23 protein-coding genes, 1 pseudogene and 1 other annotated feature are annotated in these 22,789 nt (G+C 58.1%); of the genes and pseudogenes, 11 read left to right on the plus strand and 13 right to left on the minus strand.

Features of this window, described 5'->3' with window-relative positions; all coding sequences use genetic code 11:
* Window position 1: 1 nt before the first annotated feature.
* The 3 genes from ACFOEV_RS20050 to ACFOEV_RS20060 form a co-directional block, all read right to left on the minus strand.
* Complete coding sequence (locus ACFOEV_RS20050) at window positions 2-1,309, minus strand: NAD(P)/FAD-dependent oxidoreductase (RefSeq protein ID WP_386776668.1); 1,308 nt, start codon at window positions 1,307-1,309, stop codon at window positions 2-4.
* Window positions 1,306-2,775, minus strand: coding sequence for a Na+/H+ antiporter NhaC (gene nhaC / locus ACFOEV_RS20055; RefSeq protein ID WP_386776669.1), 1,470 nt, complete (start codon window positions 2,773-2,775; stop codon window positions 1,306-1,308). The genes ACFOEV_RS20050 and nhaC overlap by 4 nt, the downstream gene beginning before the upstream one ends.
* A 77-nt stretch (window positions 2,776-2,852) precedes the next feature.
* On the minus strand, window positions 2,853-3,809 hold the full coding sequence (locus ACFOEV_RS20060) for an ornithine cyclodeaminase family protein (protein ID WP_386776670.1): 957 nt from the start codon (window positions 3,807-3,809) through the stop codon (window positions 2,853-2,855).
* A gap of 123 nt (window positions 3,810-3,932) precedes the next feature.
* Here ACFOEV_RS20060 and ACFOEV_RS20065 point away from each other — a divergent pair, with 123 nt between their 5' ends.
* Complete coding sequence (locus ACFOEV_RS20065) at window positions 3,933-4,730, plus strand: helix-turn-helix transcriptional regulator (RefSeq protein WP_386776671.1); 798 nt, start codon at window positions 3,933-3,935, stop codon at window positions 4,728-4,730.
* 39 nt (window positions 4,731-4,769) lie between these two features.
* Here ACFOEV_RS20065 and ACFOEV_RS20070 read toward each other — a convergent pair.
* A pseudogene (locus ACFOEV_RS20070) lies at window positions 4,770-4,889 on the minus strand (LysR family transcriptional regulator); the annotation flags it as partial.
* A 151-nt stretch (window positions 4,890-5,040) separates the two neighbouring features.
* Between ACFOEV_RS20070 and ACFOEV_RS20075 the strand changes: the two are divergent.
* The 3 genes from ACFOEV_RS20075 (at window position 5,041) to ACFOEV_RS20085 (ending at window position 7,570) form a co-directional block, all read left to right on the plus strand.
* The gene (locus ACFOEV_RS20075; protein ID WP_386776672.1) at window positions 5,041-5,394 is read left to right on the plus strand and encodes a hypothetical protein; all 354 of its coding nucleotides are present in this window, start codon (window positions 5,041-5,043) and stop codon (window positions 5,392-5,394) included.
* A gap of 74 nt (window positions 5,395-5,468) precedes the next feature.
* Window positions 5,469-6,706, plus strand: a protein-coding gene (locus ACFOEV_RS20080; RefSeq protein WP_386776673.1) for an IS3 family transposase whose coding sequence is annotated in 2 segments (ribosomal slippage) — window positions 5,469-5,754 and window positions 5,754-6,706 — 1,239 coding nt in all. Because the reading frame shifts where the segments join, the coding sequence is not laid out codon by codon here.
* Window positions 5,747-5,878 (plus strand) — a sequence feature (AL1L pseudoknot). It overlaps the preceding gene by 132 nt.
* A gap of 120 nt (window positions 6,707-6,826) precedes the next feature.
* A complete protein-coding gene (locus ACFOEV_RS20085) occupies window positions 6,827-7,570 on the plus strand; it encodes a trimeric intracellular cation channel family protein (protein ID WP_386776674.1) in 744 nt (247 codons plus the stop codon).
* Between the two features lie 224 nt (window positions 7,571-7,794).
* On the opposite strand, the gene ACFOEV_RS20090 is transcribed toward ACFOEV_RS20085, so the two are convergent.
* Window positions 7,795-8,730 (minus strand): LysR substrate-binding domain-containing protein, encoded by a 936-nt coding sequence (locus ACFOEV_RS20090; RefSeq protein ID WP_386776675.1) that lies wholly within the window; start codon window positions 8,728-8,730, stop codon window positions 7,795-7,797.
* Window positions 8,731-8,850: 120 nt separating this feature from the next.
* On the opposite strand from ACFOEV_RS20090, the gene ACFOEV_RS20095 reads away from it, so the two are divergent.
* From ACFOEV_RS20095 to ACFOEV_RS20105, 3 genes are all read left to right on the plus strand, one after another.
* Window positions 8,851-9,729 (plus strand): pirin family protein, encoded by an 879-nt coding sequence (locus ACFOEV_RS20095; RefSeq protein WP_386776676.1) that lies wholly within the window; start codon window positions 8,851-8,853, stop codon window positions 9,727-9,729.
* Window positions 9,730-9,797: 68 nt separating this feature from the next.
* Window positions 9,798-10,430, plus strand: coding sequence for an isochorismate family cysteine hydrolase YcaC (gene ycaC / locus ACFOEV_RS20100; RefSeq protein WP_386776677.1), 633 nt, complete (start codon window positions 9,798-9,800; stop codon window positions 10,428-10,430).
* Window positions 10,431-10,554: 124 nt separating this feature from the next.
* A complete protein-coding gene (locus tag ACFOEV_RS20105) occupies window positions 10,555-11,496 on the plus strand; it encodes a pirin family protein (protein WP_386776678.1) in 942 nt (313 codons plus the stop codon).
* A gap of 20 nt (window positions 11,497-11,516) precedes the next feature.
* On the opposite strand, the gene ACFOEV_RS20110 is transcribed toward ACFOEV_RS20105, so the two are convergent.
* The 8 genes from ACFOEV_RS20110 to ACFOEV_RS20145 all read right to left on the minus strand — a co-directional run bounded on the left by ACFOEV_RS20110 (window position 11,517) and on the right by ACFOEV_RS20145 (window position 17,712).
* Complete coding sequence (locus ACFOEV_RS20110; RefSeq protein ID WP_386776679.1) at window positions 11,517-11,939, minus strand: SDR family oxidoreductase; 423 nt, start codon at window positions 11,937-11,939, stop codon at window positions 11,517-11,519.
* 49 nt (window positions 11,940-11,988) lie between these two features.
* Complete coding sequence (locus ACFOEV_RS20115; RefSeq protein WP_386776680.1) at window positions 11,989-12,750, minus strand: cache domain-containing protein; 762 nt, start codon at window positions 12,748-12,750, stop codon at window positions 11,989-11,991.
* 12 nt (window positions 12,751-12,762) lie between these two features.
* The gene (locus ACFOEV_RS20120) at window positions 12,763-13,515 is read right to left on the minus strand and encodes a FadR/GntR family transcriptional regulator (RefSeq protein WP_386776681.1); all 753 of its coding nucleotides are present in this window, start codon (window positions 13,513-13,515) and stop codon (window positions 12,763-12,765) included.
* Window positions 13,516-13,692: 177 nt separating this feature from the next.
* A complete protein-coding gene (locus ACFOEV_RS20125; protein WP_386776682.1) occupies window positions 13,693-14,391 on the minus strand; it encodes a substrate-binding periplasmic protein in 699 nt (232 codons plus the stop codon).
* Window positions 14,388-15,764, minus strand: coding sequence for a glutamine synthetase family protein (locus tag ACFOEV_RS20130; RefSeq protein WP_386776683.1), 1,377 nt, complete (start codon window positions 15,762-15,764; stop codon window positions 14,388-14,390). The genes ACFOEV_RS20125 and ACFOEV_RS20130 overlap by 4 nt, the downstream gene beginning before the upstream one ends.
* A 57-nt stretch (window positions 15,765-15,821) precedes the next feature.
* The gene (locus ACFOEV_RS20135) at window positions 15,822-17,234 is read right to left on the minus strand and encodes a cytosine permease (RefSeq protein WP_386776684.1); all 1,413 of its coding nucleotides are present in this window, start codon (window positions 17,232-17,234) and stop codon (window positions 15,822-15,824) included.
* Window positions 17,235-17,295: 61 nt separating this feature from the next.
* On the minus strand, window positions 17,296-17,454 hold the full coding sequence (locus ACFOEV_RS20140; protein ID WP_386776685.1) for a hypothetical protein: 159 nt from the start codon (window positions 17,452-17,454) through the stop codon (window positions 17,296-17,298).
* Window positions 17,455-17,520: 66 nt separating this feature from the next.
* Window positions 17,521-17,712: a ferredoxin gene (locus tag ACFOEV_RS20145; RefSeq protein ID WP_386776686.1), complete on the minus strand. Its 192-nt coding sequence runs from the start codon at window positions 17,710-17,712 to the stop codon at window positions 17,521-17,523.
* A 357-nt stretch (window positions 17,713-18,069) separates the two neighbouring features.
* Here ACFOEV_RS20145 and ACFOEV_RS20150 point away from each other — a divergent pair, with 357 nt between their 5' ends.
* The 4 genes from ACFOEV_RS20150 to ACFOEV_RS20165 are packed head-to-tail and all read left to right on the plus strand — an operon-like array spanning window position 18,070 to window position 22,739.
* Complete coding sequence (locus tag ACFOEV_RS20150; protein WP_386776687.1) at window positions 18,070-19,524, plus strand: aldehyde dehydrogenase; 1,455 nt, start codon at window positions 18,070-18,072, stop codon at window positions 19,522-19,524.
* Between the two features lie 12 nt (window positions 19,525-19,536).
* On the plus strand, window positions 19,537-20,226 hold the full coding sequence (locus ACFOEV_RS20155) for a type 1 glutamine amidotransferase (RefSeq protein WP_386776688.1): 690 nt from the start codon (window positions 19,537-19,539) through the stop codon (window positions 20,224-20,226).
* Window positions 20,227-20,258: 32 nt separating this feature from the next.
* Window positions 20,259-21,467, plus strand: a complete 1,209-nt coding sequence (locus tag ACFOEV_RS20160) for a cytochrome P450 (protein WP_386776689.1) — start codon at window positions 20,259-20,261, stop codon at window positions 21,465-21,467.
* Between the two features lie 18 nt (window positions 21,468-21,485).
* On the plus strand, window positions 21,486-22,739 hold the full coding sequence (locus tag ACFOEV_RS20165; protein ID WP_386776690.1) for an NAD(P)/FAD-dependent oxidoreductase: 1,254 nt from the start codon (window positions 21,486-21,488) through the stop codon (window positions 22,737-22,739).
* Window positions 22,740-22,789: the final 50 nt, after the last annotated feature.

Below are 22,789 nucleotides of genomic sequence, written 5' to 3' on the forward strand. Positions count from 1 at the left end.
ATCACTCCGGTGTCATGACGCCTCCCGCTTTCGGGCCGGATGCCTCCTGCGGCCCGAAGCGCGTCACACGATAGGGGGTGAGGTCCAGGGCGGGGGATTCACCCTGGATTCGAGCGGTTACCAGTTCCGCGGTGATCGCTGCTTGGGTGAGTCCCAAGTGCTGATGACCGAAGGCAAAGTGCACCGCTGGGTAGGTCGGGTGGCTGTCGATGACCGGAAGGGAGTCAGGCAGGGTGGGACGGAAGCCCATCCATTCCGTCGCGGTGGTATCGAGGCCTGCGGGATCGCGCAGCAATGCACCGGCATGGCGACGCAGGGAATCATAGCGACGCGCCACCGGGGGTATCGATAGCCCCCCAAGCTCGGTGAACCCTACCACACGCAAGCCGCATGTCATCGGGGTCATGACACAGCGGCGCTCCGCCGACCCGACCGGCTGTCGCAACGCTTCTCCGCGGTCAGGCAAGGTCAGATGATAGCCGCGCTCTGTTTCCAACGGCACCGTGAGGCCGAGGCCCGCGGCCAGGTGGTGGCTCCAGGCGCCGGCAGCCACGACTGCCTGGGCCACCGTTAGGGTCCCGGCGTTCGTCTTCAATTGCACACCGTCACCGGCAGGCACGAGACGCTCGACCTGCATTTGGCGCAACTCCCCGCCTCGGGCCTGAAACGCCATGGCCAATCGGCGGACCAGGGCATAGGGGTCGCGAACCTGGTGGGCGCCAGGGAAGAAGAGGCCATGGCTGATGGCTCCCGACAGGCCGGGCTCGCGAGCACGAACCTCTGCTGCCTCGAGCCATTCCACCTCATACCCCCAGCGGCGCAGGTGCTCCATCTCCGCCTTGGCTGCCGATTTCCCCCGGGAGGATTCCCAGACCTTCAGGTACCCCGAGGCGACCAATTCCTCCTCGGCATCGATATCGGCCAGGCAGCGCTGCCAGGCCGGCACCGAGGCGCCGTTGAGGGCCGCCAGTGCCTGACGGCCCTTCGCTACCCGGGAAGGTCGAGCGGCGGCAATGAAGCGTGCTAGCCAAGGCAGTAGTCGGGGTAGGTAGCGAAGCGGCAGCGCGACAGCCCCATGGGGATCCAGCCACAGCCCGGGGGCTTTCCGAAGCATGGCGGGAGTTGACAGTGGATCAATCAGCTCGGTGGCGAGGAAGCCGGCATTGCCATAGGAGGCTCCCTCTCCAGGCGCACGGGGATCGAGCACGGTGACCTGGTAGCCCCGACGCTGGAGCGCCAGAGCGGTGGTCATGCCGACCACACCAGCGCCGACCACCGCGATCCGGGAGCCCAAGGCGCCTTCGCTCATCCCCGTTCCTCCACCATGCGCATTTCCTCGTCGGTTGCCTCCTCCTCGATGGGCTCGGCCCGCTTGGAGAACCAACCCATCTGAGCGTAGAGGATGCCGAACAGCGGCGACAGCCAACAAGCGAAGGCCAGGGGGATATAGAGCAGGGAGCTGAAATCACCGGCGGTCACGCCCAGGCCCAGGGCGCCGATCACAAAGGCGCCGCCTGCGTTCCAGGGCACCAAGGGAGACACTAGGGTTCCGCCCTCTTCGATGGCACGGGACAGGTTCAACCGGGAGTAGCCCATGCGGTCATAGGCCGGCTTGTACATCCGACCGGGCAAGGCGATGGACAGGTAGACATCCCCCGAGACCACATTGGTGGCGATGGAGGTCAGGATGGCGCTGGTTTGAAGCCCCCGAAAGCTTTTCAGCCGCGACATGATGGCAGTGACGATGGACTCCAGACAGCGGGTGCGCTCCAAGGCGCCACCGAAGGCCAAAGCGAACATCATCAGGGTCACGACCCAGGTCATGGAGGTAACCCCACCGCGATTGAGCAGGCTGTCCAGCGTTGCGGTGCCGGTCTCGATGGAAAAACCACTGTGTGCGAAGGTCAGGGCGTCATGATAAGTGGCTCCCTGGGTCAGAATGGCCACGCCGCCGCCCAGCATCACCCCGGTGAACAAGGCCGGGATCGGCGCCACCTTGAAGAAGGCAAGGCCGATGACCACCAACAACGGCAGAAGCTGCCACGGGCCCATCGCGAAGCTGTCGGCCAACCCCTGCTTGATGAGCTCGATGCGCTCCAGGGAATGGGCCGCCCCAGCATCAGCGCCCCCCACGATCCAATAGACCGCCAGGGCGATCAGCATGGCGGGAATGGTGGTCGGAAGCATGTAACGAATGTGGTCGAAGATGTTGGTCTCGGTCACCGCCGGCGACAGGTTGGTGGTGTCCGACAGCGGCGAGATCTTGTCGCCAAAGAAGGCCCCGGAGACCACCGCACCGGCAGTCCAGTAGATGGGCACGCCGAAGGCATCGCCGATCCCGATCAGCGCCAGCCCCACGGTGCCAACGGTGGTCCAGGACGAGCCGATGGCCAGCGAGACCATCGAGCACATCAGCATCGCCGCGGCCAGGAACCAGCTCGGGTCGATCAATTCCAGCCCCAGGTAGATGAGCATGGGGACGGTGCCGCTGGCGATCCAGGTTCCCACCAGCATGCCGACGATGATCAGGGTGGCAATGGAGGGCATCGCCACGTGGAGAACCCTGAAGGCGCCCGACTCGATGTCCTTCCAGCGATAGCCCTGTAGCCAGCCGACCAAGGCGGTAATACCGAACCCTATGGCTAGCGGGATATGTGGGGTGAAGTCGTCATAATAGAAGATCTGCACCGCCAGTAGCGCGATGGTCAGCAAGATGGGCAGCATGGCCAGGGGCAGACCTGGCATGGGGATCGCAGGGGTCGCGTATTCTTTCATCGGAGTGTCATTCCTGGGCGAGCGAACTCGCCCTCGTTGTCGTTGTATCGTAGGAGTCCAGAATGCGGGGGCCGGGCTCAGTCTCGGCAGCGCTCGTAGGCCAGGATGGCGGCGGCGAGATCTTCCACGGAGGCGCCCACCGACTTGAAGACCGTGATCGCCTCGTCGGGGGCCGTGAGCTGTGACCGACCGGCGTGGCGTCCCGCGCAGAGGTCGGGGAAGTCAGCCAGGATGTCGTCCACCGAGATGACGCCGCTGGCAATGGGATCGATCAGATCGCCTGTTTCGCTCAGGGCCCCTTCGCGGGTATCGACGAAGATCGCACCGCGCCGCATGACCGTGTCATCGGCCTCGCGCATGAAGGGCGTGAAGCTGCCGACCAGGTCCAGGTGAGTCCCCGGCGCCAGCCATTCTCCCTGGATAAGGGGATCACGGCTGAGAGTGGCGCAGCTGATGATGTCAGCCTGCCCGGTGGCTTCAGCCAGACCATCGACGGGCACTATTTCGGCATCCACGCCTTCGGCGCGGAGTTCCTCTGCCAGAGTCTGGGACGAGGCCTCGCGGATGTCCCAGATGCGTACCTTCTCGATGGGGCGGACAGCTTGATGAGCCGGAATCAGGCGGCGCCCCATTCGACCGGCACCCACCATCAACAGCTCGTGGGCGTCCTCTCGGGCCAGGTAGCGTGCAGCGAGGGCCGAGGCCGCGGCAGTGCGACGGGCCGTGAGCTCGTTGCCATCCAATTGGGCCAGGTGGCGGCCGGTGCGAGCACAGCTCAGCAGGTAATGGCCGCTGAGTCCGGGCTCGCCACGGGCGCTGTTGCCCGGGAAGACGTTGACCTGCTTGACCCCGAGGTATTGGCCCTCGAGCCAGGCCGGCATCAGCAGCAGGGTGGCGTCCGGCTCGCCCGGCACGCTGATATGGTGGTGATGACGCACCGGCGAGTGCACGGTGCAGGTGAAGATGTCGTCCAGCGCGTCCACCAAGGCGCTCCAAGGCAGACTGGTGGTGACTTGTTCGGCGTCGAGATACATGGCAACCTCATTTATAGTTGTACCCACGACCAGTCTATGTGGGTAATGAGGTGGGTTTTTGCCCCTGTCTCCGCAAACGTTGTCTCAGGCTACGCAATCGCCCCGCTCCCAGGGGGAAGCTCCATGTCCCAGACGCAGGCACACTGTAACCGTATCGCTCGTACCTCCGGCGAGCATTGCCACGCCTACCCTCAACTGATGCTGGGTTGGCGTGGTGCCATGGACTACGAGTTCAGTCGTGGTGGTGAACGGCTGGTATTGGGCCAGGCGGCGATCCTTCCCAGCCGGGAAACGCACCTTTACCTTGGTCGAGGGGACGACAGCGAGGTGCTGGTGATCGACCTGGACGACGACGATCCTTGTCTGACTTCTTTGGAGCAAAGCTGCGCCCTGGAGCTTCGCGAGTCATTGTTCGCTGAGCCCCGCGCTCTCAGGCTGCCGCCCAACTTGATACCCGTGGTGGAATTTGCCACCGGACAGCTGAAGGCAGCTCGCTCGCCGGAACAACACGCGTTGATCAACCATCAACTGGCAGTGCTGTTCGTGAGCCAGTTCAGTCAGTTGCTCGCTCAGGGGGATATGGAGACGCTCAGGCGCAGCCGCTTGTCCGCTGCGGCTCTCGATGCCGTCATCGACGAGCGTCTTGCCATGCCACCCGACAACCAGGCACTGGCGGAAGCCATGTGTCTCGGCCAGAGCCAACTTCATCTGCTCTGTCAGCGCCAGTTCGGGGTCACGCCTCAGCAATATGTCATGAATCGCCGATTGCACTGGGCCCAATATTGGCTGACTCACACTCGTCGTTCGGTGGGCGAGATCGCCCTCGATATAGGCTTTGCCGATGTCTCCAGCTTTTCACGGGCCTATCGGCGACGCCTAGGCCATCCGCCTAGCGAGGAGCGTAAAGCCAGCCTTTCCTGATTCCGCTGAGGCCGTGATGCAGGTTTTGCAGGAGCGGCTTCAGCCGCGATTGATGGGCCGAAGTCGCTCCAGTTGATCTTCTATTTCCTTGATCTGGTAGCTGACCGCCGCGGGTGTCAGCCCCACCTCGTCAGCCGCGCGCGTGAAATTCAAATGCCGCCCGACCGCTGCACTGCTTCTTACAGTAACTCTCGTCTACTCTCCCTATCAGCATCAGCGTAAACCAATGTCGGATAGGCTGATAAGTATCATCGAGATGCAAGAGAGAGCTGACCAGCCTACTGGACCGCTCAAGAGGTAGAGAGAGCTCATGACAGCCCGCCATCGCCATACACAGCTTGCCACACAGGTTCGTCATATCCTCGAGACGGTGCCTGACTCAATGCTACCAATGACCTACCAACAGCTCGCCGAGACGCTGGCACTAGAGCCACCGCGCACCATCCAGCGCGTCGCCCAAGTACTTGAACAGCTAATGCGCGAGGACGCTGAGCAGGATCGCCCCTTCATCGCGGCGCTGGTCGTCAGCCGCCGAGGCGAAGGCCTGCCCGCCAAGGGATTCTTCGATCTTGCCGTTGAGCTCGAGCGCTTCCCGCCGGATCCAGCACAGCACGCCGAGGCCTACCGCGCCGAATTCCGCCAGGCGCTGAGGCAGCGTCCATGAGCCGATGAGTGTGACGAGGGGGAGTGAACCGCTCCGGGATTCCCGGAGACTCCATTTCTTGAGAGGATGGAGTGATGACAACATCGAAGAAATACTCATCGGAGGTGAGGGAGCGGGCGGTTCGGATGGTGCGCGAGCATCAGGACGAGTACACCTCGCAGTGGGCCGCGATCGAGTCGATTGCCGGCAAGTTTGGCTGCGCCCCGCAGACCCTGTGCAACTGGGTGCGGCAGGGTGAGCGTGATGCTGGCGAACGGGCCGGGCTGACGACCGAGGAACGCGCCCGCCTGAAGGCGCTGGAGCGGGAGAACCGGGAGTTGCGCCAGGCCAACGAGATCCTGCGCACGGCCTCCGCGTATTTTGCCCAGGCGGAGTGCGACGGGCAGGCCCTCCTGCGCCGCTTCAAGTCATGACGGCCTTCATTGACGAACATCGTGAGGTTCATGGAGTCGAGCCGATCTGCCGGGTACTGCCGATTGCTCCATCGACCTATTACGCCCATGTGCAGCGCCGTACTCAGCCCGCTCGGCGCTCACGCCGTGAACAGCGTGATGAGCGGTTGTGCCAGGAAATCGAGCGTGTCTGGGAGGAGAACTTCCGGGTCTATGGCGCCCGCAAGGTCTGGCGGCAATTGAAGCGGGAGTCCCTGGCGGTTGCGCGCTGCACGGTGGAGCGCTTGATGCGTCGTCTGGGGCTGCAAGGCGTGGTACGGGGCAAGTCCGTCAAGACCACGGTCAACGACAAGGCCAGTGCGTGTCCATGGGACCGGGTCAATCGCCAGTTTCGTGCCGATCGGCCCAACGCCCTGTGGGTTTCGGACTTCACCTACGTCAGCACCTGGCAGGGATTCGCTTACGTGGCCTTTGTCCTTGATGTGTTTGCCCGCCGCATCGTCGGCTGGCGGGTGTCCGGCACGGCACGCACAGGGTTCGTGCTCGATGCCCTGGAGCAGGCCATCCATGAACGACGCCCTCGCGATGACAGCGGCCTTGTTCATCATAGTGACCGCGGTGTGCAGTATGTGTCGATTCGCTATACGGAACGGCTGGCCGAGGCGGGAATCGAGCCTTCTGTGGGCAGTGTGGGTGACTCCTATGACAATGCCCTGGCCGAGACCATTAACGGACTGTACAAGGCCGAGGTCATTCATCGCCGGTCATGGCCGACCCGATCCGCTGTGGAACTGGCGACGCTGGAAGGGGTGAGCTGGTTCAATCACCGGCGGTTGCTGGAACCCATCGGCAACATACCACCCGCCGAGGCGGAAGCCCGCTACTATCAACAAAGTACCGAGTCCGCTCAGGCAGCGTGACTCAAACGAGAAAGTCTCCGAGATAGTCGGGGCGGTTCAAAGCATCTTCCGGTATACATTGGGTTGATGATGTTCCTCCAACCGTTAAAGATTTGAATCCTAGAGCTGAGGAGTTACGGGGTGGAAGGGTGGATTTATTTTCTGGATCTAGCGGGTGTAGTAGTATTCGCCCTGTCGGGAATCACACTTGCCTGCCGCTCCCGAATGGATCCTTTCGGCATGTTGGTGCTGGCGTCGGTCACGGCAATTGGCGGTGGTACCCTACGTGATGTGTTACTTGGCGTGCGTCCCATCTTTTGGGTGAGTGACCCCACCTATCTCTGGGTCATTATCGCTACCGTCGTGATAGCCATTGCCGCCTTCCGACACATTCACCGCATATCGAAACGTCTCTTGCCGGTGTTGGATGCGTTTGGACTGGCGCTTTTCACTGTGATCGGCACGTATAAGGCACTAACCCTGGGCCATACTGACATAGTGGCGGTATTGATGGGACTCCTGACCGGGGTTGCCGGTGGCATGATACGTGATGTGCTGGCACGCCGCGTTCCCATGGTACTTCGACAGGAGATCTATGCCACGGCCTCCATCGCGGGCGGTGTCACTCTTGCTGTCATGATAAGCTTGGCCATCCATTCCTATATAGCGATCGCCCTGGCCATTTTCATCACATTGGCAATTCGGCTTAGTGCTATCTATTGGCACCTTACGCTGCCAGTGTTTGCCTGGGTTGCCGTGCCGGTAGACATTCCCGAACGGGCTGGTGAGGTTGCCAATCGGCAAGATAAGGCCAAGACAGAGGTCCAACCGCATCGCAAGGTCAGAGTGCGCATGATTGCGCCTGGCCAAAGACGAAAGCATTGATGACCGACTTCTTTCGGGGCACGGCCCCTTGTGTCGCTCTGGTATTGCCCGAATCCACCCAAGGAGACAACTCCAATCCTTCATAAATTTGGGCCACCATTTTGGATAAAATTGCCCAACAAGGCGCTCCAGCTTACCGCTCAACCTCTTCGGTTCTGCGTCGGCTGAGCGCCGCTGGTCTAGTCTAGAGCTTGGCATGCAAACCGCCTGATGCTCTGTCACCGCTAATCGTCTTGCTGAGAGAGGGCGGCCAAGCTGGTGAAGTCCACTTCGTTGATGTTCTCGCCAAGAAAGTCCAGCAGGGCCCTTACCGAAGGCAGCAGCCCGCGCCTTGTGGGGAACACGGCATGCAGGATGCCGGCTCGTGGTTCCCAGCCAGGCAGGACGTCGATGAGGTTGCCACTGGAGACGTCCTTGCCCGCGACAATCAAGGCCAGCTTCACGATACCCAAACCCGCCAATGCTGCCTGATGCAGGGTCTCTGCGTTGTCGGTCACCAGCCGCGGCCGGTGTGGCACCTTGGCAGTCATGCCATCGGGGCCGTCTAGGTGCCAGACGTGCTGCTTGTCGACCTGCTCGAAATCCAGGCTTGGCAGCTGTGCCAGGTCGCCGGGCGAGTGGGGTAGCGGGTGCTGGTTGAAGAGGCTGGGGGACGCCATCAGGCGTTGTGGGCTGTTCGACAGTACCTTCATGGCCAGGTCGCTGTCCTCCAGGGGCGGAAAGCGCACCCGGATCGCCATGTCGAAGCCCTCCTTGACCACATCGACTCGCCGGCTGGTGGCTTCGACCTGCACCTCAACGTCAGGGCACTGGGTCATGAAGCGCACCAATAGCGGCGAGATCAGATAGTGCAGCAGGCTGGGCGGACAGCTCAGCCTGACGGTGCCACGAGGTTTGGCGAGGTTGCGTTTTATCAGCTCCTCGGCTGCCTCGGCCTCCACCAGCATCGCCACGCAGTGACGGTAATATGCCTGCCCCAGCTCGGTCACCGAGAGATGGCGAGTCGAGCGATTGATCAACCGCGTCTCCAGTCGTTCCTCCAACTGCGAGATGCGCCGACTCAGTTTCGACTTGGGGGTTCCCAGGGCGCGTCCCGCTGGAGCGAAGCCGCCATGATCGACCACCTGGACGAAGTAATAGAGGTCGTTGAGATCCTGCATTGTATTGTTCCATGAATAGAACGGTGAGTGTGAATTCTAGCCTCTAGTGCGCAATTCGTCCCTTATCTAGGCTTCCCATGTCAGGGCCGAGCGCCCTCTGATTCATGAAGGAGCCTGGAGATGAAGAAAATCCATGGCGTTTACAGCGCCCCACGTGGCCACTGGGTCGGTGACGGTTTCCCGGTGCGTACGCTGTTCTCCTACGACCGCATGGGTGCGGAGCATGTGAGCCCCTTCCTGTTGCTGGACTATGCCGGCCCCTTCGATTTCGAGCCGGCTCAACGGGCGAGGGGGGTGGGAGCACATCCGCATCGTGGTTTCGAGACCGTGACCCTGGTCTACCAGGGTGAACTGGAGCATCGCGACTCCACGGGCAGCGGTGGGCGAATCGCCGAAGGCGACGTGCAGTGGATGACCGCCGGGGCGGGCATCATCCACGAAGAGCTCCACTCCCGGGCCTTCACCGAGCGGGGAGGAACGCTCGAGATGGTGCAACTCTGGGTCAATCTGCCGGCCAGTGACAAGCCCGCGCCCTCGGCCTACCAGACGCTGCTCAAGGGCGATATTCCCGATGTGGCTCTGCCGGAGGGAGCGGGTCGCGTTCGCGTGGTGGCGGGTGACTACCTGGGCCACCAGGGGCCCGCCCGGACTTTCACGCCGATCAATGTCTGGGACGTTCGCCTGAGGCCGGGTGGCGATGCGTTGCTGCCCGTACCTGACGGCCACACCACGCTGCTGGTGGTGCTCAGTGGCGCGGTGCAGGTCAACGGCAGCGAGCTGGTGCGCGATACCGGGATGGTGAGCTTCGCGCGCCGCGGTGACGCGCTGCATGTGGAGGCCAACAACGATGCCAAGCTCTTGCTGCTCAGCGGCGAGCCCATTCAAGAGCCCGTGGTGGGCTATGGGCCCATGGTGATGAACAGCACAGAGGAGATCCAGCGAGCCTTTGCCGACTTCCAGCAAGGGAAGTACGGCGTCCTGAGTGACAGGCGGGATTGACCCGTCTGCTCAACCACCCGGCAGCCCGGTTGCCGGGTTCCCTGCTGCAACATGAAAGGAGAGCTGTCATGTCCTATACCTACAACCGCCTGAACAAGGACGATGTCACCCTGCTGATGGTCGACCATCAAGCCGGCTTGCTGTCGCTGGTGCGCGATTTCAGCCCGGACGAGTTCAAGAACAATGTGCTGGCACTGGCCGATATCGCCAAGTTCTTCGACATTCCCACCATCCTCACCACCAGCTTCGAAGATGGCCCCAACGGCCCCATGGTGCCCGAGCTGAAGGAGATGTTCCCACAGGCGCCTTACTACGCTCGTCCGGGGCAGATCAACGCCTGGGACAATGAAGAGTTCAAGGCGGCGGTCAAGGCGACCGGCAAGAAGCAGTTATTGATCGCCGGTGTGGTCACCGAGGTCTGCGTGGCCTTCCCGGCGCTCTCGGCGCTGGAAGAGGGTTATGAGGTCTTCGTGGTCACCGATGCCTCCGGTACCTTCAACCAGACCACTCGTGATGCCGCGTGGGACCGCATGTCACAGGCCGGTGCCCAGTTGATGACCTGGTTCGGTGTCGGCTGCGAACTGCATCGTGACTGGCGCAACGATATCGAGGGCTTCGGCGGGCTGCTGGCCGGTCACCTCCCGGCCTATGCCAATCTGATGCAGAGCTACGCGCAGCAGAGTCTCTCTAGCCAGAGCTGATGCCGACCGACTCGGCCCCGGGCATGATGAGGAGAGACCGCCTATGCTGAAGCGATCTCCCCCGATGGGGCCGAGCCGTGCCCAGGAAGCGCTGAATAAATGCCTTATCCCCAAGGAGCACCTCATGAGCAATCTCATCGATGACAAGACGCCGTCGTCCTCCTTGGACTGCCCAGTGGTGGCTGGCAAGCGTCTGATCCAGCATATCGTACCGCGCACCGCCGACGTGGGCGGCATTCCCGTCAATCGGGTGTTGCCTTCTCGGCAGCGCCGTCTGGTGGGGGCGTGGTGCTTTCTCGATCATGCCGGCCCCGCGGTGTTCAAGGGTGACAGCGCCGGTCTACGGGTCGGGCCGCATCCCCATATCGGCCTGCAGACCTTCACCTGGATGATCGAAGGCGAGGTACTTCATCGCGATAGCCTGGGGTCCGAGCAGGTGATACGTCCGGGGCAGGTCAATCTGATGACGGCGGGGCGAGGCATCAGTCATACCGAGGAGTCGGTACCTGGTGAGTCCCACCTGCACGCGGTCCAGCTATGGATCGCTCTGCCCGAGGCGCACCGCAACACCGAGCCGCGTTTCGATCATTACCCAGGCCTGCCTCGCTGGCGGGCGCAAGGCGTAGAGCTGACCCTGCTGATCGGTGAATTTGCCGGCTACCAGGCGCCGACGCTGGCGTTTTCCCCGTTGGTGGGAGTGGACCTATACAGTCCCCAGGCAACGACGCTGTCACTGCCGCTACGGGATGACTTCGAATATGGGCTGCTGCCGCTGGCGGGCGCACTCACGATCGAGGATGAGCCCTTCGCCACCAATGAGCTGGCCTATCTGGGTCGTGGCCGCGACAGTGTCGAAGTGGCGCTGCCGGAAGGTGGGCGTGTCATCCTGGTGGGCGGCGAGCCACTCGAGGAAGAGGTGCTGATCTGGTGGAACTTCGTCGGCCATAGCAAGGTGGAGATCGCCGAGGCGCAGCGCGACTGGGAGGCCGGCAGCGAGCGCTTCGGTCATATCCCCCAGTACCAGGGCGAACGCCTGATGCCGCCACCGCTGCCCTGGAAGGTCTAGCCTGATCAGCACTTTGGTCCTTATGCGATACCGCCGTTCGCATACAGCACTTCGCCGTTCACCCAGTAGCCATCGCCGCGGCATAGCAAGGCGACGACATCGGCGATGTCTTCGGGCTCTCCGATCCGGCCATGTGGCGTATGTTGCGCGAAGCCCGCGATCTGGGCTTCCGTTTTCCCGTCGGTGAATAGCGTCGTATCGACCACGCCCGGCGCGAGCGCATTCACGGAGATGTTCCGACCGCCCAGTTCCCTGGCAAGGACGCCGGCATACATGTCTTGAGCGGCCTTCGATGCCGCATACGGGCCATAGGTGTCAGTACGGAATTTGGTGATGGTCGAGGAGAGGGTAATGATGCGCCCGCCGTCGCGCCCGTGCCGAGTCCTACAAGGCGCGCGATTATCCCGAGAACGTCGATCCGCAAGTCTCGGGACTCTCCACAATTTTCAGTATGATAAATTTAAAGCAATGAATTCTCTAACGAATTGATTTCTATTCCTCGAAGACAACGAGACGCCAGTTTTCAACAGAGTGGTCCAAGGAGATCATCTGACTATTGCTAGAGCGAGATAGTTGAAATGACATCAAGAAATCACCCACCAGCCATCTCGAAGTGTTAGATGAGATGACTCGGAAGTCGTCATTAGCCAGTACGGCTGGCTTGTGCAGCCTCATGAGATGAGGAATGACGACAGGCTCCAGATTGTTCAGAGGAACATCCGCCCCAGCAATCCCAAGGAAAACATCACTATAGTAGACAGGAAGGGAGAACGTGCAGATATACATGTCAACGCCCAACATGTCGACATAGGGTCCAATCACATGTCCTGCTTCTTCATCTCTAGGCTTGTAGAACCAAGGCATATTTGGGTAGTCGTAAAAGGTATCGCTATGTTCATCGAGATTGACCTTAAGTGGAATAAAGTTTCCAGGCTTTGCCCCTTGTCGCCACCACTCCAAATAAAGCCTTGCATCCGACAAAATATCAGGGGCGACCACGAATCCGGCCCCATTGATATGAACCTCAGCTACTGATATCAGTTTCTTGACTGATGTTTGGAGGGTTGCCAGGTCCTTTTTTGACACGCCCTGCTTCTGGAGGTTGGGTTTGTTTCTCCAAATCTCCAGAACTGTGTTCCTGACTTGCTCCACTGTATGAAGTATGGTGGAAACCGAGGATTCGATGCTCTTGGCGCAAAGGCGAATAATCTCCTCATCCTCTGAACTTACACCAAGTTTTTTATCATATGTCATGTTATTATTACCTCAGGGAGCTTTATCACCTTTCTCAAGTTCCAAACGCGCATCAATCACACGCATCACTTGTTTGTGGCAGAGCGACGCTGACAAGGAGCTGGCTAGGGAGCAGTTACCATTAGCAATAGCATCGGTAATGGCGTATAGCTTATCTGTGTGGGCTTTTAAATCAGAGGCGCCCAGAGCAACCATCCACAAAAACATACCAAGCTCCGATTGTAGGTGCATCTCTGCTTGGGTTAAGCGTACAGATTGCGATACAACTGCCACATTGACATGAAATCTCATATCTGCACGTCTTTGCTCGGAGCGGCCATCCGCTTTTTCCATCAGCCTCACATGTTGAAATAATAGATCAACATCGTCGGGAGTCGCTCGTGCTGCGGCCAGCCATGCTGCATGACTGCTGATGGCAGCATGTTCGTCAGCATAATCGCGAAGATCGAAGACACTGTAGCGTTTGAATTCGTCGATTAGCCTTGCATGGGCCACTTCAAGGTTTGCTTTAACGAAACTTCCACCACTTCTCCCACGCCGGGTTTCCACGAACCCTTGCTGACGCAGTAATGATAGAGCTTCCCTGAGAGTAACAGTGGCTACCCCAAACTGTGAGGCCAAGTCAGCTTCACTAGGAAGCTGATCACCTTCAGAAAAGATGCCGAGATCCATCGCCTCAATCAGACGACGTACGACTTCCTCGGTTTTCCCCTCGGATCGGATCCGTAGGAAGGATGTATCTTGGCTTGAGGAAAAGTGATTCATCCGGCCTTCTCCGAAAGCTCAAGGTTCAAAAAAATCGAGTAACATGAAAGCTCCGATGCAAGTCACATGGCGGACATGCTCAAATCCAAAAGCCCGGTAAGGCACCGTGGCATGAGGCACACTACCGGGCAGTGTATCACATCATCAGATCAGCAGCCCTTGTAAGGCACCTGGAACCTAATCGAAAGGATATGACAAGGATGGCATCCATTTTTGCCAAATAACTCTCAGCGAACCATCGTCAATCATGCGGTCGAGTGCATGATTAATCCTGGAAAGCCCTTCTGAATTCCCTTTTGCTACGACAGCCCCCCAGGCATTTCGAGTTGGGACGGTGAATGCGATCCTGAGATCATCTGCTTCAAGTGGCACGAGAGCAACATCGTCATCGACGAGCGCATCGATGTCACCGTTTCTCAAAGCATGCACCATATCACCAAACACATCATCACTGGCGCCATCGAACGGCACACAGATAACATCAGGGAACGACTCTGCCAACTGCATGTTCAGGCTGTTGGCGATCGCCCCGACACGCTTCCCGGCCAGGTCACCGGGTTGTGCGGTATTGCTATCGGACCTTACCATCACGGATTCATCGAATATGGCGTAAGGCCTGGTAAAATCACCCAAGCTGGCACGATACTCCGAAATGCCCTGCCCACAGAGGAGCAAATCTCCATCTCCCGCAGACAGTGCTGGATAGAAATCGCTCCATTGCCGATAAACCCACTCGACGCGCAACCCCATCACTTCTCCGATGAGCCGTGCGACATCGGCCTCATAACCATGACGCTTACCGTTCGCGTCGCGTTCGAATAGTGGGGGCGCGGGCAAGTCTGCACATATGACTTTAAGAGGTGTCTGGTTTCTCACGGCAAATACTCCTTGTACATATCACGCTCCCAATCCGTGACCGCAGCACAATAGCGGGCCCACTCATCCGCCTTCAGATCGACGTAGAGAGAGGACATGGCCTCGGGGAAGGCGCCCTTGATGACAGGATTATTCTTGAAAGCCTCCACGGCCTCACCCAGTGTCAGAGGAATACGAGCACTTGCGTCGATATCGCGTGAATAGCTGCTAGTCCCGATGGCTTCGCCGGGGTCGAGCTTATGTTCGATACCATTTTCGATAGCAGCCAGTAGGGCCACATGCGAGAGGTAAGGATTCACGCTGGCATCAGGCAGCTTGTACTCGAGACGACCGATCGCGGATAGCCTCACGCTGCAGGTCTTGTTGTCCATGCCCCAGTTGACTTGGGAGGGGGCAAATTGACCGACATCCCAGAATCGTTTATAGGAGTTCACCGTCGAGGCCATGATGAGCATGGCTCCCGGGGTATGCTTGAGCAGTCCTCCCAGAGAGTACCGAGCGATGTCGCTCAAATGAAGGTCGGTACGGCCTTCTTCTTCGAAAGTATTGACAGCACCTCGCCACAAACTGATGTTATGGTGGCATCCGTTGCCCATGCCACCAGTATAGGGTTTTGGCATGAAGCTTGCCGTGACGCCGAACTCCTTGGCCACCTGCCTACAGATTTGCCGGTAAAACATAAGGCGGTCAGCGGTCAACTCACAAGTGTCGAACATCCAGTTCAGCTCGAGTTGATAGGGATCTTCATAATCCCCCTCGATCATATCGAAACCCATTTGGGATGCGTAATCGATAACCCTCTGATAAATAGGTCTCATCAACTCGAGGTTGCTGAGCTGATAAGCTGGACTCGCCCCGGGCCTGGGATTAATTTTCATGGAATCGCCCAGCCAGGACATTTCCGGCTCACATCCAGATTTCAGTCGCATTCCCTGTCGCTCGGTGAAAGCCTCATGAGTGCGAATCAATAGCCCTCGGGGATCTGTCGATAGTGCTTGCCCTCCGACTTCAGCGCGGTGACCCGGTTCGTAGACACGACAAAAGAATGCTCCAACGCTACGGTCCCAGGGGAGCACCTGGAAGGTGTCCAAATCGGGCATGGCTGTAAATTCAGCGGCTTGGGTGCCGCCCCCCATCAGTTCCCCGAACCGGTTACACTGCATATCACTGATAGCAGTACGATGAAACTGTATGCCCTTGGCAAGGTTACGCTCGAGTTGCGTGGCGGGAACGACTTTTGCCAGCAGTTTTCCACCAAGCGTAACAACTTGGTAATAGATATATTTGACACCGGATTCATGGATGAGGGACTTGATTTCCTGAATTTTCGATTCATCCATGTTGTGTTCTATATGAGAATTAAGGGCGGTCATATTATGGTCCTTTGTTGTCTTATATGTGTGGTTTCGATGTTTCAATGAACATGGTTGTTATAAGGCGCTTGATACCCCAGCTTCTTTCCTGCTCCCGGTTTGCCAATACCTTACGGCCCAATAGATCATTGCTGTCATGAAGAACGTGGGCAGGCCGGCACTCATATAAAGAAACAGGGGGCCTGGCGCATCAGCCACTGGGTTATAAGTCCAAAAATAAAACAAACCACCGAGGATAATGGCGAAATATGCGCCATAGTTGATTCCATTCTGGTAACGGTAGACTGATGAGGAGCGATCATACATTCCTGTTAGATCTACCCGGTATCGACGAATAATAACCAGCTCGACAACCATCACCGCTCCAATGGCAGCCATGATGAATGAGATATAAGAAAGGAAGGTTGTGTAACCATCGTAGAATGCAGGCGTCAGCATCAAGAGCATAGCTGGTAGCGTCGTTGCAATGGCCTTTAACCAACTCCACTGAGGAAACAGTGTCTTGATACTGATACCCTGGGAGTAAACCAGGATGGTTGCCGAGGTCAGGTTGGCCAGAATAAGCAGAAGCAACCCCACGATCCCGAAGACTGGCCCGCCGGCGGAAATCATCCATTTGGCAGGATCATAGACACCGACGAGCAGTGCCGTTAGCGCGCCAAGAATCGCCGCGATATTCAACAACACGCCCCAGCCGATAAAACTCCCCCAGACTGCGGTTTTTTCCGTTTTGGCGAGGCGACACCACTGGCCAAAATACGCTGCCCAGGAGAACCCCAGTCCGACATTCCACTCGATGGCTGATACCAGCCCGCGGCGGGGGTCATCATAAGGTGCTGCCGGCGCGGCGCTGAATGCCTTGTCGAGGCCTTCGACCCACAGGATGTAAAAAATCAGCCCGGCAATAATGGCGAATATGGTGGGCACGCCGACACGATTGAACAACTTGATGGCAATGGGCCCTCGATAGGCGATCATCCAAGCCACGAGGAAGGCGCAGATCGCAAATAAAGGAGCACCAATGGAGCGGTCAACGACCCATTGAGGCGCATTGAACTCGGCCAGCAGTGTCGTGAATGATTCGCCGAGCATGAAGGATGCCATCGTCATCCAGCCAAGGTTGATGATGGCAAATACGAACAGAAATATATTACTTCCTAACCAGCCAAGTACGACACGTGCACCGATGAAGGTGTCGACGCCATACCTGCAGAAAAACTTTGCCAACCCGAGAAGCAGCAGCACGGGTATGGCATTACCGAACAGAATCACAGGAATCGCCTGGCTCGCAGGCAGTACGCTCCCGGTATAGCCTCCAATCAGGAAGCTCCAGGCCGCGATCCCGAAGCCCACCATCATCATGACGTAGTCCGTCAACCCAAAGGGGCGTTCATTAGCCATGGCAGGTAGCACCCCGAAATGGGAGGCTTCCTCCTCATGGGGTGTGCTATCTATTGAATTGTCATTCATTTTCTTGACCTCTCATGCAATTGTTATTGTCCACAAGGTCTGTGTTGTCAGGTATGTAAAATCAGAGACTCCACAGCAAAAGGGCCGATATAAGTACACATAGCCCGATGGGCATAACCCATTCCGCCAGCTCAATTTCTTTAGGCCGTTCGCCTTTCTCGATTCTCGCTATTCGCTCAACCAGCTCTTTCTTGGTCTGGTTATCCAGGTCAATGTCCATGGCATCACCGTTTTATCTTGTTGGTGGGTATCGTCGCGACACATTGGGTGGCCGACTAACCTCAATTTATTCATCCATGATCGTAATGGCTTGCTCTGGGCAAACGTCCGCGGCCTCCTCGGCAGAATCTCTCAGGCTTTCGTCGACATGGGACTCATATAGCAACGTGCCATCCTCCCCGAAGCGGAAGATGTCCGGTGCAGCAATGACGCACTGGCCATGGTCCTGGCACTTATCTCTGTCAACGCAGATCTTCATGGGGGTGATCTCCTCCGGTGTAGTTGTTGTCACCGAGCGTCCATTTCCCGGGTCATGGGCGTCGGGTCAAAAAAACATATGACACCAAATTTTATGTGTCAAGGTTCCCCTTGTATTTTGCTCGCAATGTCACATTTTATGGCGCTTACAAGGCCTCTCTATTGCTCGCGAGCAAGGGGGTTGCTCAGGAATTTCGGTTAATCTATTGATTTAAATAATATTTTTTTACGTTCGGCAGGGCGCCTTAAAACATTTGACATAATAGTTTATAGTCCATATGTTTTGTAGGGAGCACCACTGGGGCTTCGCCGGAATTCCCGGAATGACAACGACAAGAGCACACTGGACCTCTACAACATGTTGAAAGATATATATTTACCCAGCCATTTATGGATAAACGGACGAGCCTGCGAGGCCGCTTCCGGCGAGCAGTTCGACTGCCTGTCCCCCCGCGACGGGAAGCTTCTGGTCCGTGTGGCGGAAGGCGGGAAAGATGACATCGATATGGCCGTCCAGGCCGCTAGATCGGCCTCGGATACTTGGGCCCGTCAGGCGCCCAAGCAGCGCCGTCGACACCTGCTTCAGCTTGCCGACATCATCGAGTCTCATCAGGATGAACTCGCGTTCCTGGAAAGCCTGGATACGGGAAAACCGATCACCCACGCGCGACGTGACGACCTTCCCCTCTCTATTAACTGCTTGCGCTTCTATGCTGAAGCCATCGACAAGCACTATGACGAAATCGCCCCAACAGCATCCGATGTGCTGGCCACCATTAGACGTGAGCCGTTAGGCGTCATTGGGGCTGTCGTGCCCTGGAACTTTCCTCTGATGATTGCCTGCTGGAAACTGGCACCAGCCTTGGCCGCTGGCAACACGGTGGTGTTGAAGCCAGCGGAGCAATCGCCGCTGACAGCCATTCGGCTTGCCGAGTTGGCGTCTGCCGCTGGATTGCCTGATGGGGTGATCAATGTGGTGCCTGGCTATGGAAAAACAGCCGGTGCGGCGCTGGGCCGCCACCCTGATGTCGACGCTGTCAGCTTTACCGGCTCGGGGCCGGTAGGTCGCCTATTCCTGCGCTACGCCGCGGAATCCAACATGAAGGCGGTCTTTCTCGAGTGCGGGGGGAAAAGTCCACAAATCGTTTTCGACGATGCGGATGACCTGGACAAGGCGGCCCAGGCCGTGGCGCAGGGGATCTGTTACAACCAAGGGCAAGTCTGCAGTGCCGGTTCGCGTCTTCTGGTCCAGCAATCGATTGCCGATGACTTTATCGATCGAGTGCTCTCCCATGTTGACACGTGGTCTTTGGGAGACCCCCTGGATCCGGCAACCAAGATGGGGGCCCTCATCGAATCGAAGCATTTGGAACGGGTGCAACGATTCGTCGATATCGGCCATGCGGAAGGGGCAGCCCTCGTTTCAGTGGGCAACCAGCATAGTCCTTGTGAAGGTGGTTTCTATTTCCCTTCCACTATCTTCGACCATGTCCAGAAGGACATGACACTCGCCCAAGAGGAGATTTTCGGCCCGGTGCTGGCCGTCACTCGCTTTGCAGACGAAGCCGAGGCGTTGGAGCTTGCCAACGCGACCCGCTTCGGGCTGGCTGCGGCCGTCTGGACATCTTCGCTTTCCCGTGCACACCGCATGTCTCGTGACCTTAAGGCCGGTACGGTCTGGGTCAACAATTACGATGGCAGCGATATCACTGTCCCCTTCGGTGGTTTCGGTGAGTCCGGAAACGGTCGGGATAAATCCCTGCATGCTCTCGACAAGATGTCGCAGCTGAAGAGCACCTGGATACAGTTTTAATCGGATGGGCTAATGAAGATTTCTTCTGCCATATTGCTGCTGCATAACCACCAGGACTCGGCGGGAACGCTACCCGAGTTGCTGGATAGCTTGTCCATCGAGTCCGAGATGGCCTATGTCGACCAGCCACTGCCGGCCCCTACCGAAGAACAGCTGGTCGTGGTCATGGGGTCCATAGAGTCTGCTTACGACCACACCTTGCCATGGCTGTCCGGTGAGCTGGAGTGGTTGAAGTCGCTCACCGATAGAAACCAGCCGGTACTTGGCATTTGTTTTGGCAGCCAGCTACTTGCCCGGGCACTCGGCGGTGAGACGTACCGCAACCATGCAGCGGAGATTGGCTGGATACCTGTCACGACCACCGATAGCCGCATGTTATCCAGTGGTCCATGGTTCAATTTCCATTTTGATGCTTTCCATACTCCTGCTCGCGCCACGCTATTAGCCAGTACTGGCATGGCGCACCAGGCGTTCATTCACCGCAGGCAGATCGGGGTGCAGTTTCACCCGGAAATCACCCCAGAGATGTTCGACTCCTGGCTGGCGGCATGGGATGCCACGGAGTCGGGACGCGCTTACCTTGCTCGCTCTGGTGATATGCCTACTCGGCTCAGGCAGCAAATCGTCGATCATGAGAAAGATAATCGAAAGAGGTTCAAAGATTTTCTCATAAGCGCGATTGAGCACATGACAGCTAATTGAACACACTCTCACAACAATACCAAGGTAAAGATATGACCATTGCAACTCAACTGCCGTTAGATAGCGCCTACCTTGATGTCTCTGATCCCCGCTTCGTCATCCATTCCCAGGAAGTGCACGATGCCCGAGAGAAAAACTGGTTTGCCAGGACCAACTATGGCCTCGCCATTCTTCGATATGAAGAAATGAAGCAACTCCTACGCCACCCCAAGCTTCGCCAGGGTAGCGCGGCGTGGCCTCGTCATAACGGTGTGACAGAAGGGCCATTCGCCGATTGGTGGAACCATGTCCTGCTGAACTTGGAAGGCGTCGATCATGCCCGACTGCGCAGGCTGGTGAATCCCGCTTTTTCGCCTAAGATGTTGGAGAAAATGAACCCTCGCTTCCAAGCATTGGCCGGGGAGCTCATCGATGTCATGGCTGCTCGTGGTTGCGGCGAATTCATGAGCGAGTTCGCCGAGCCCTACGCCGCGCGTGTCATATGCATCATGCTGGGCCTGCCGGAAAGCGAATGGAAAAAAATCGCAGGCTGGTCATCGACCCTGGGGCTCGCGTTGGGTGTCACCCTGAAGCAGGACCTGCCACGCATAGAGAAGGCGCTGGAAGGTCTGTATCAATATGCCGACCAGCTCATCGATGATCGGCTTAACGAGCCCGGCGATGACTTCGTATCACGGCTGGTGCTGGCGCAGCGTGACGATGACGCCATGAGTCGCGACGAGTTGCGTGTCATGCTGGTGTTGCTGATCTTCGGGGGCATGGACACCACGCGCAATCAGCTCGGCTTGGCCATGGAGTCTTTCATGCAGCACCCGGAGCAATGGGAGCTTCTCGCTGAGCGGCCCGAACTGGCTGGCAATGCAGTAGCCGAGGTCATGCGGACCAACCCGACCGTCACCTGGGTGACTCGTGAGGCCGTGGAGGACTTTGAATACCAAGGTCTTTCGATCGCCCAAGGCACCACGGTGCACTTGTACTCCCAGGCAGCGGGAACCGATCCTCGCGCCATGCTCAACCCTGAGTTCAATATTGCCGAAGAGCGCCCACCCCATTTCGGGTTTGGTGGAGGCACGCACCATTGCTTGGGCCACTTCATCGCCAAGAGTGACATGAGCATCGCGCTGCCCCTGCTGGCCAGGAAGTTATGTCAGATCCGGCTAGATGGTGACGCAACCTGGCTGCCGCGAAGTGGCAACACCGGTCCTATCACACTGCCGCTGGCTTTTAGGGTCCGCGCGTGATCACGGGAGGTAGGTCGTATGTCATCTCCGATTGTTATTGTCGGTAGCTCTCTGGCGGGGCTGCGCAGTGCGGAGCAACTGCGCAGCCAGGGTTGGTCAGGACCTATCACCCTGGTAGGGGAAGAAGAGCACTTGCCCTACAACCGTCCCCCTCTTTCGAAACAAGCTCTGGCCGATGCCCGTAGTGGGTCTCTCGAAGCCCTGCATGAAAAGCTAGCCTTGGCACTCAAGCCTCGCTTGGGTGACATCCATTGGCTATTGAGAAAGCGGGCTATCTCATCGGACTTGGAAAAACAGCAGGTTGTACTGGATGATGGCGAAACACTAAGCTATGGCGGCTTGGTAATCGCCACCGGGCTACGCGCAAGACAACTGCCGTTATCAGGTGGCGAACCACAGCGTTACCGTATTCGCACTCTGAGCGATGCCTGGCGACTGGGTCGCGTGCTGAAAAAAGGGTGCCGTATCTCCATTGCCGGTGCTGGCTTCATCGGCTGTGAACTGGCAGCCACCGCTCGCAAGCTGGACTGTCACGTGACGGTCATTGATTCCGCCAAGGCACCGCTAGTCAGCGTGCTAGGCCGTGCACTCTCGGAGGAGCTGTTGGCGTACCATCGCTCTCATGGCGTAGCGCTTTATCTGGACTCTCAGATATCCGAGATAAAACATAACCATGACGGTGCCCTCCTGGGCGTGAAGCTGGCTGATGGGACGACTATCGATAGCGATATACTCGTCGAGGCCGTGGGTGCAACACCGAACACGGAGTGGCTGGCTGGCAACGGACTAGACCTCGACAATGGTGTGCTATGCCATAGCGACCTGTCTCTGCCGGGCTATCCCAATGTCATCGCGGTAGGAGACGTTGCACGTTTCAAGAATCCCCTTTTCGATGATTCACCGCGCCGAATTGAGCACTGGAATATTGCCGGAGAAACGGCTCGATGTGGTGTCGCCAGCCTCTTGTCCCACCTTGAGGGGGAGAGGGCGCCTGTACATGTAGCCCTAAGGCCCATTGTCCCTTCGTTCTGGAGCGATCAATTTGCCGTTAAAATTCAGGGAATTGGAATGCCGTCACTTGGCGATAGTGTAAAGCCAATCGAGGGAAGCCTGGATGCTTCCTTCACGAGCGGGGAGACGCTCGCCTTGGGCTACTATCGCGATGGGTCCTTGATCGGCATTACATCCATCAATGGAGAAAAGCAACAGCCACGTTATCGTAAGATGCTGCTAGAGGAGCGAGAGAGGCTGCAAGCCGTCGGGGTGGTGTGATATTGGAATGTCATGCCATCGCGAGTTGTCCCTGAACATGGCGATACCAA

The organism is Litchfieldella rifensis (assembly GCF_042646605.1).
In the GTDB taxonomy this organism is placed as follows: domain Bacteria; phylum Pseudomonadota; class Gammaproteobacteria; order Pseudomonadales; family Halomonadaceae; genus Litchfieldella; species Litchfieldella rifensis.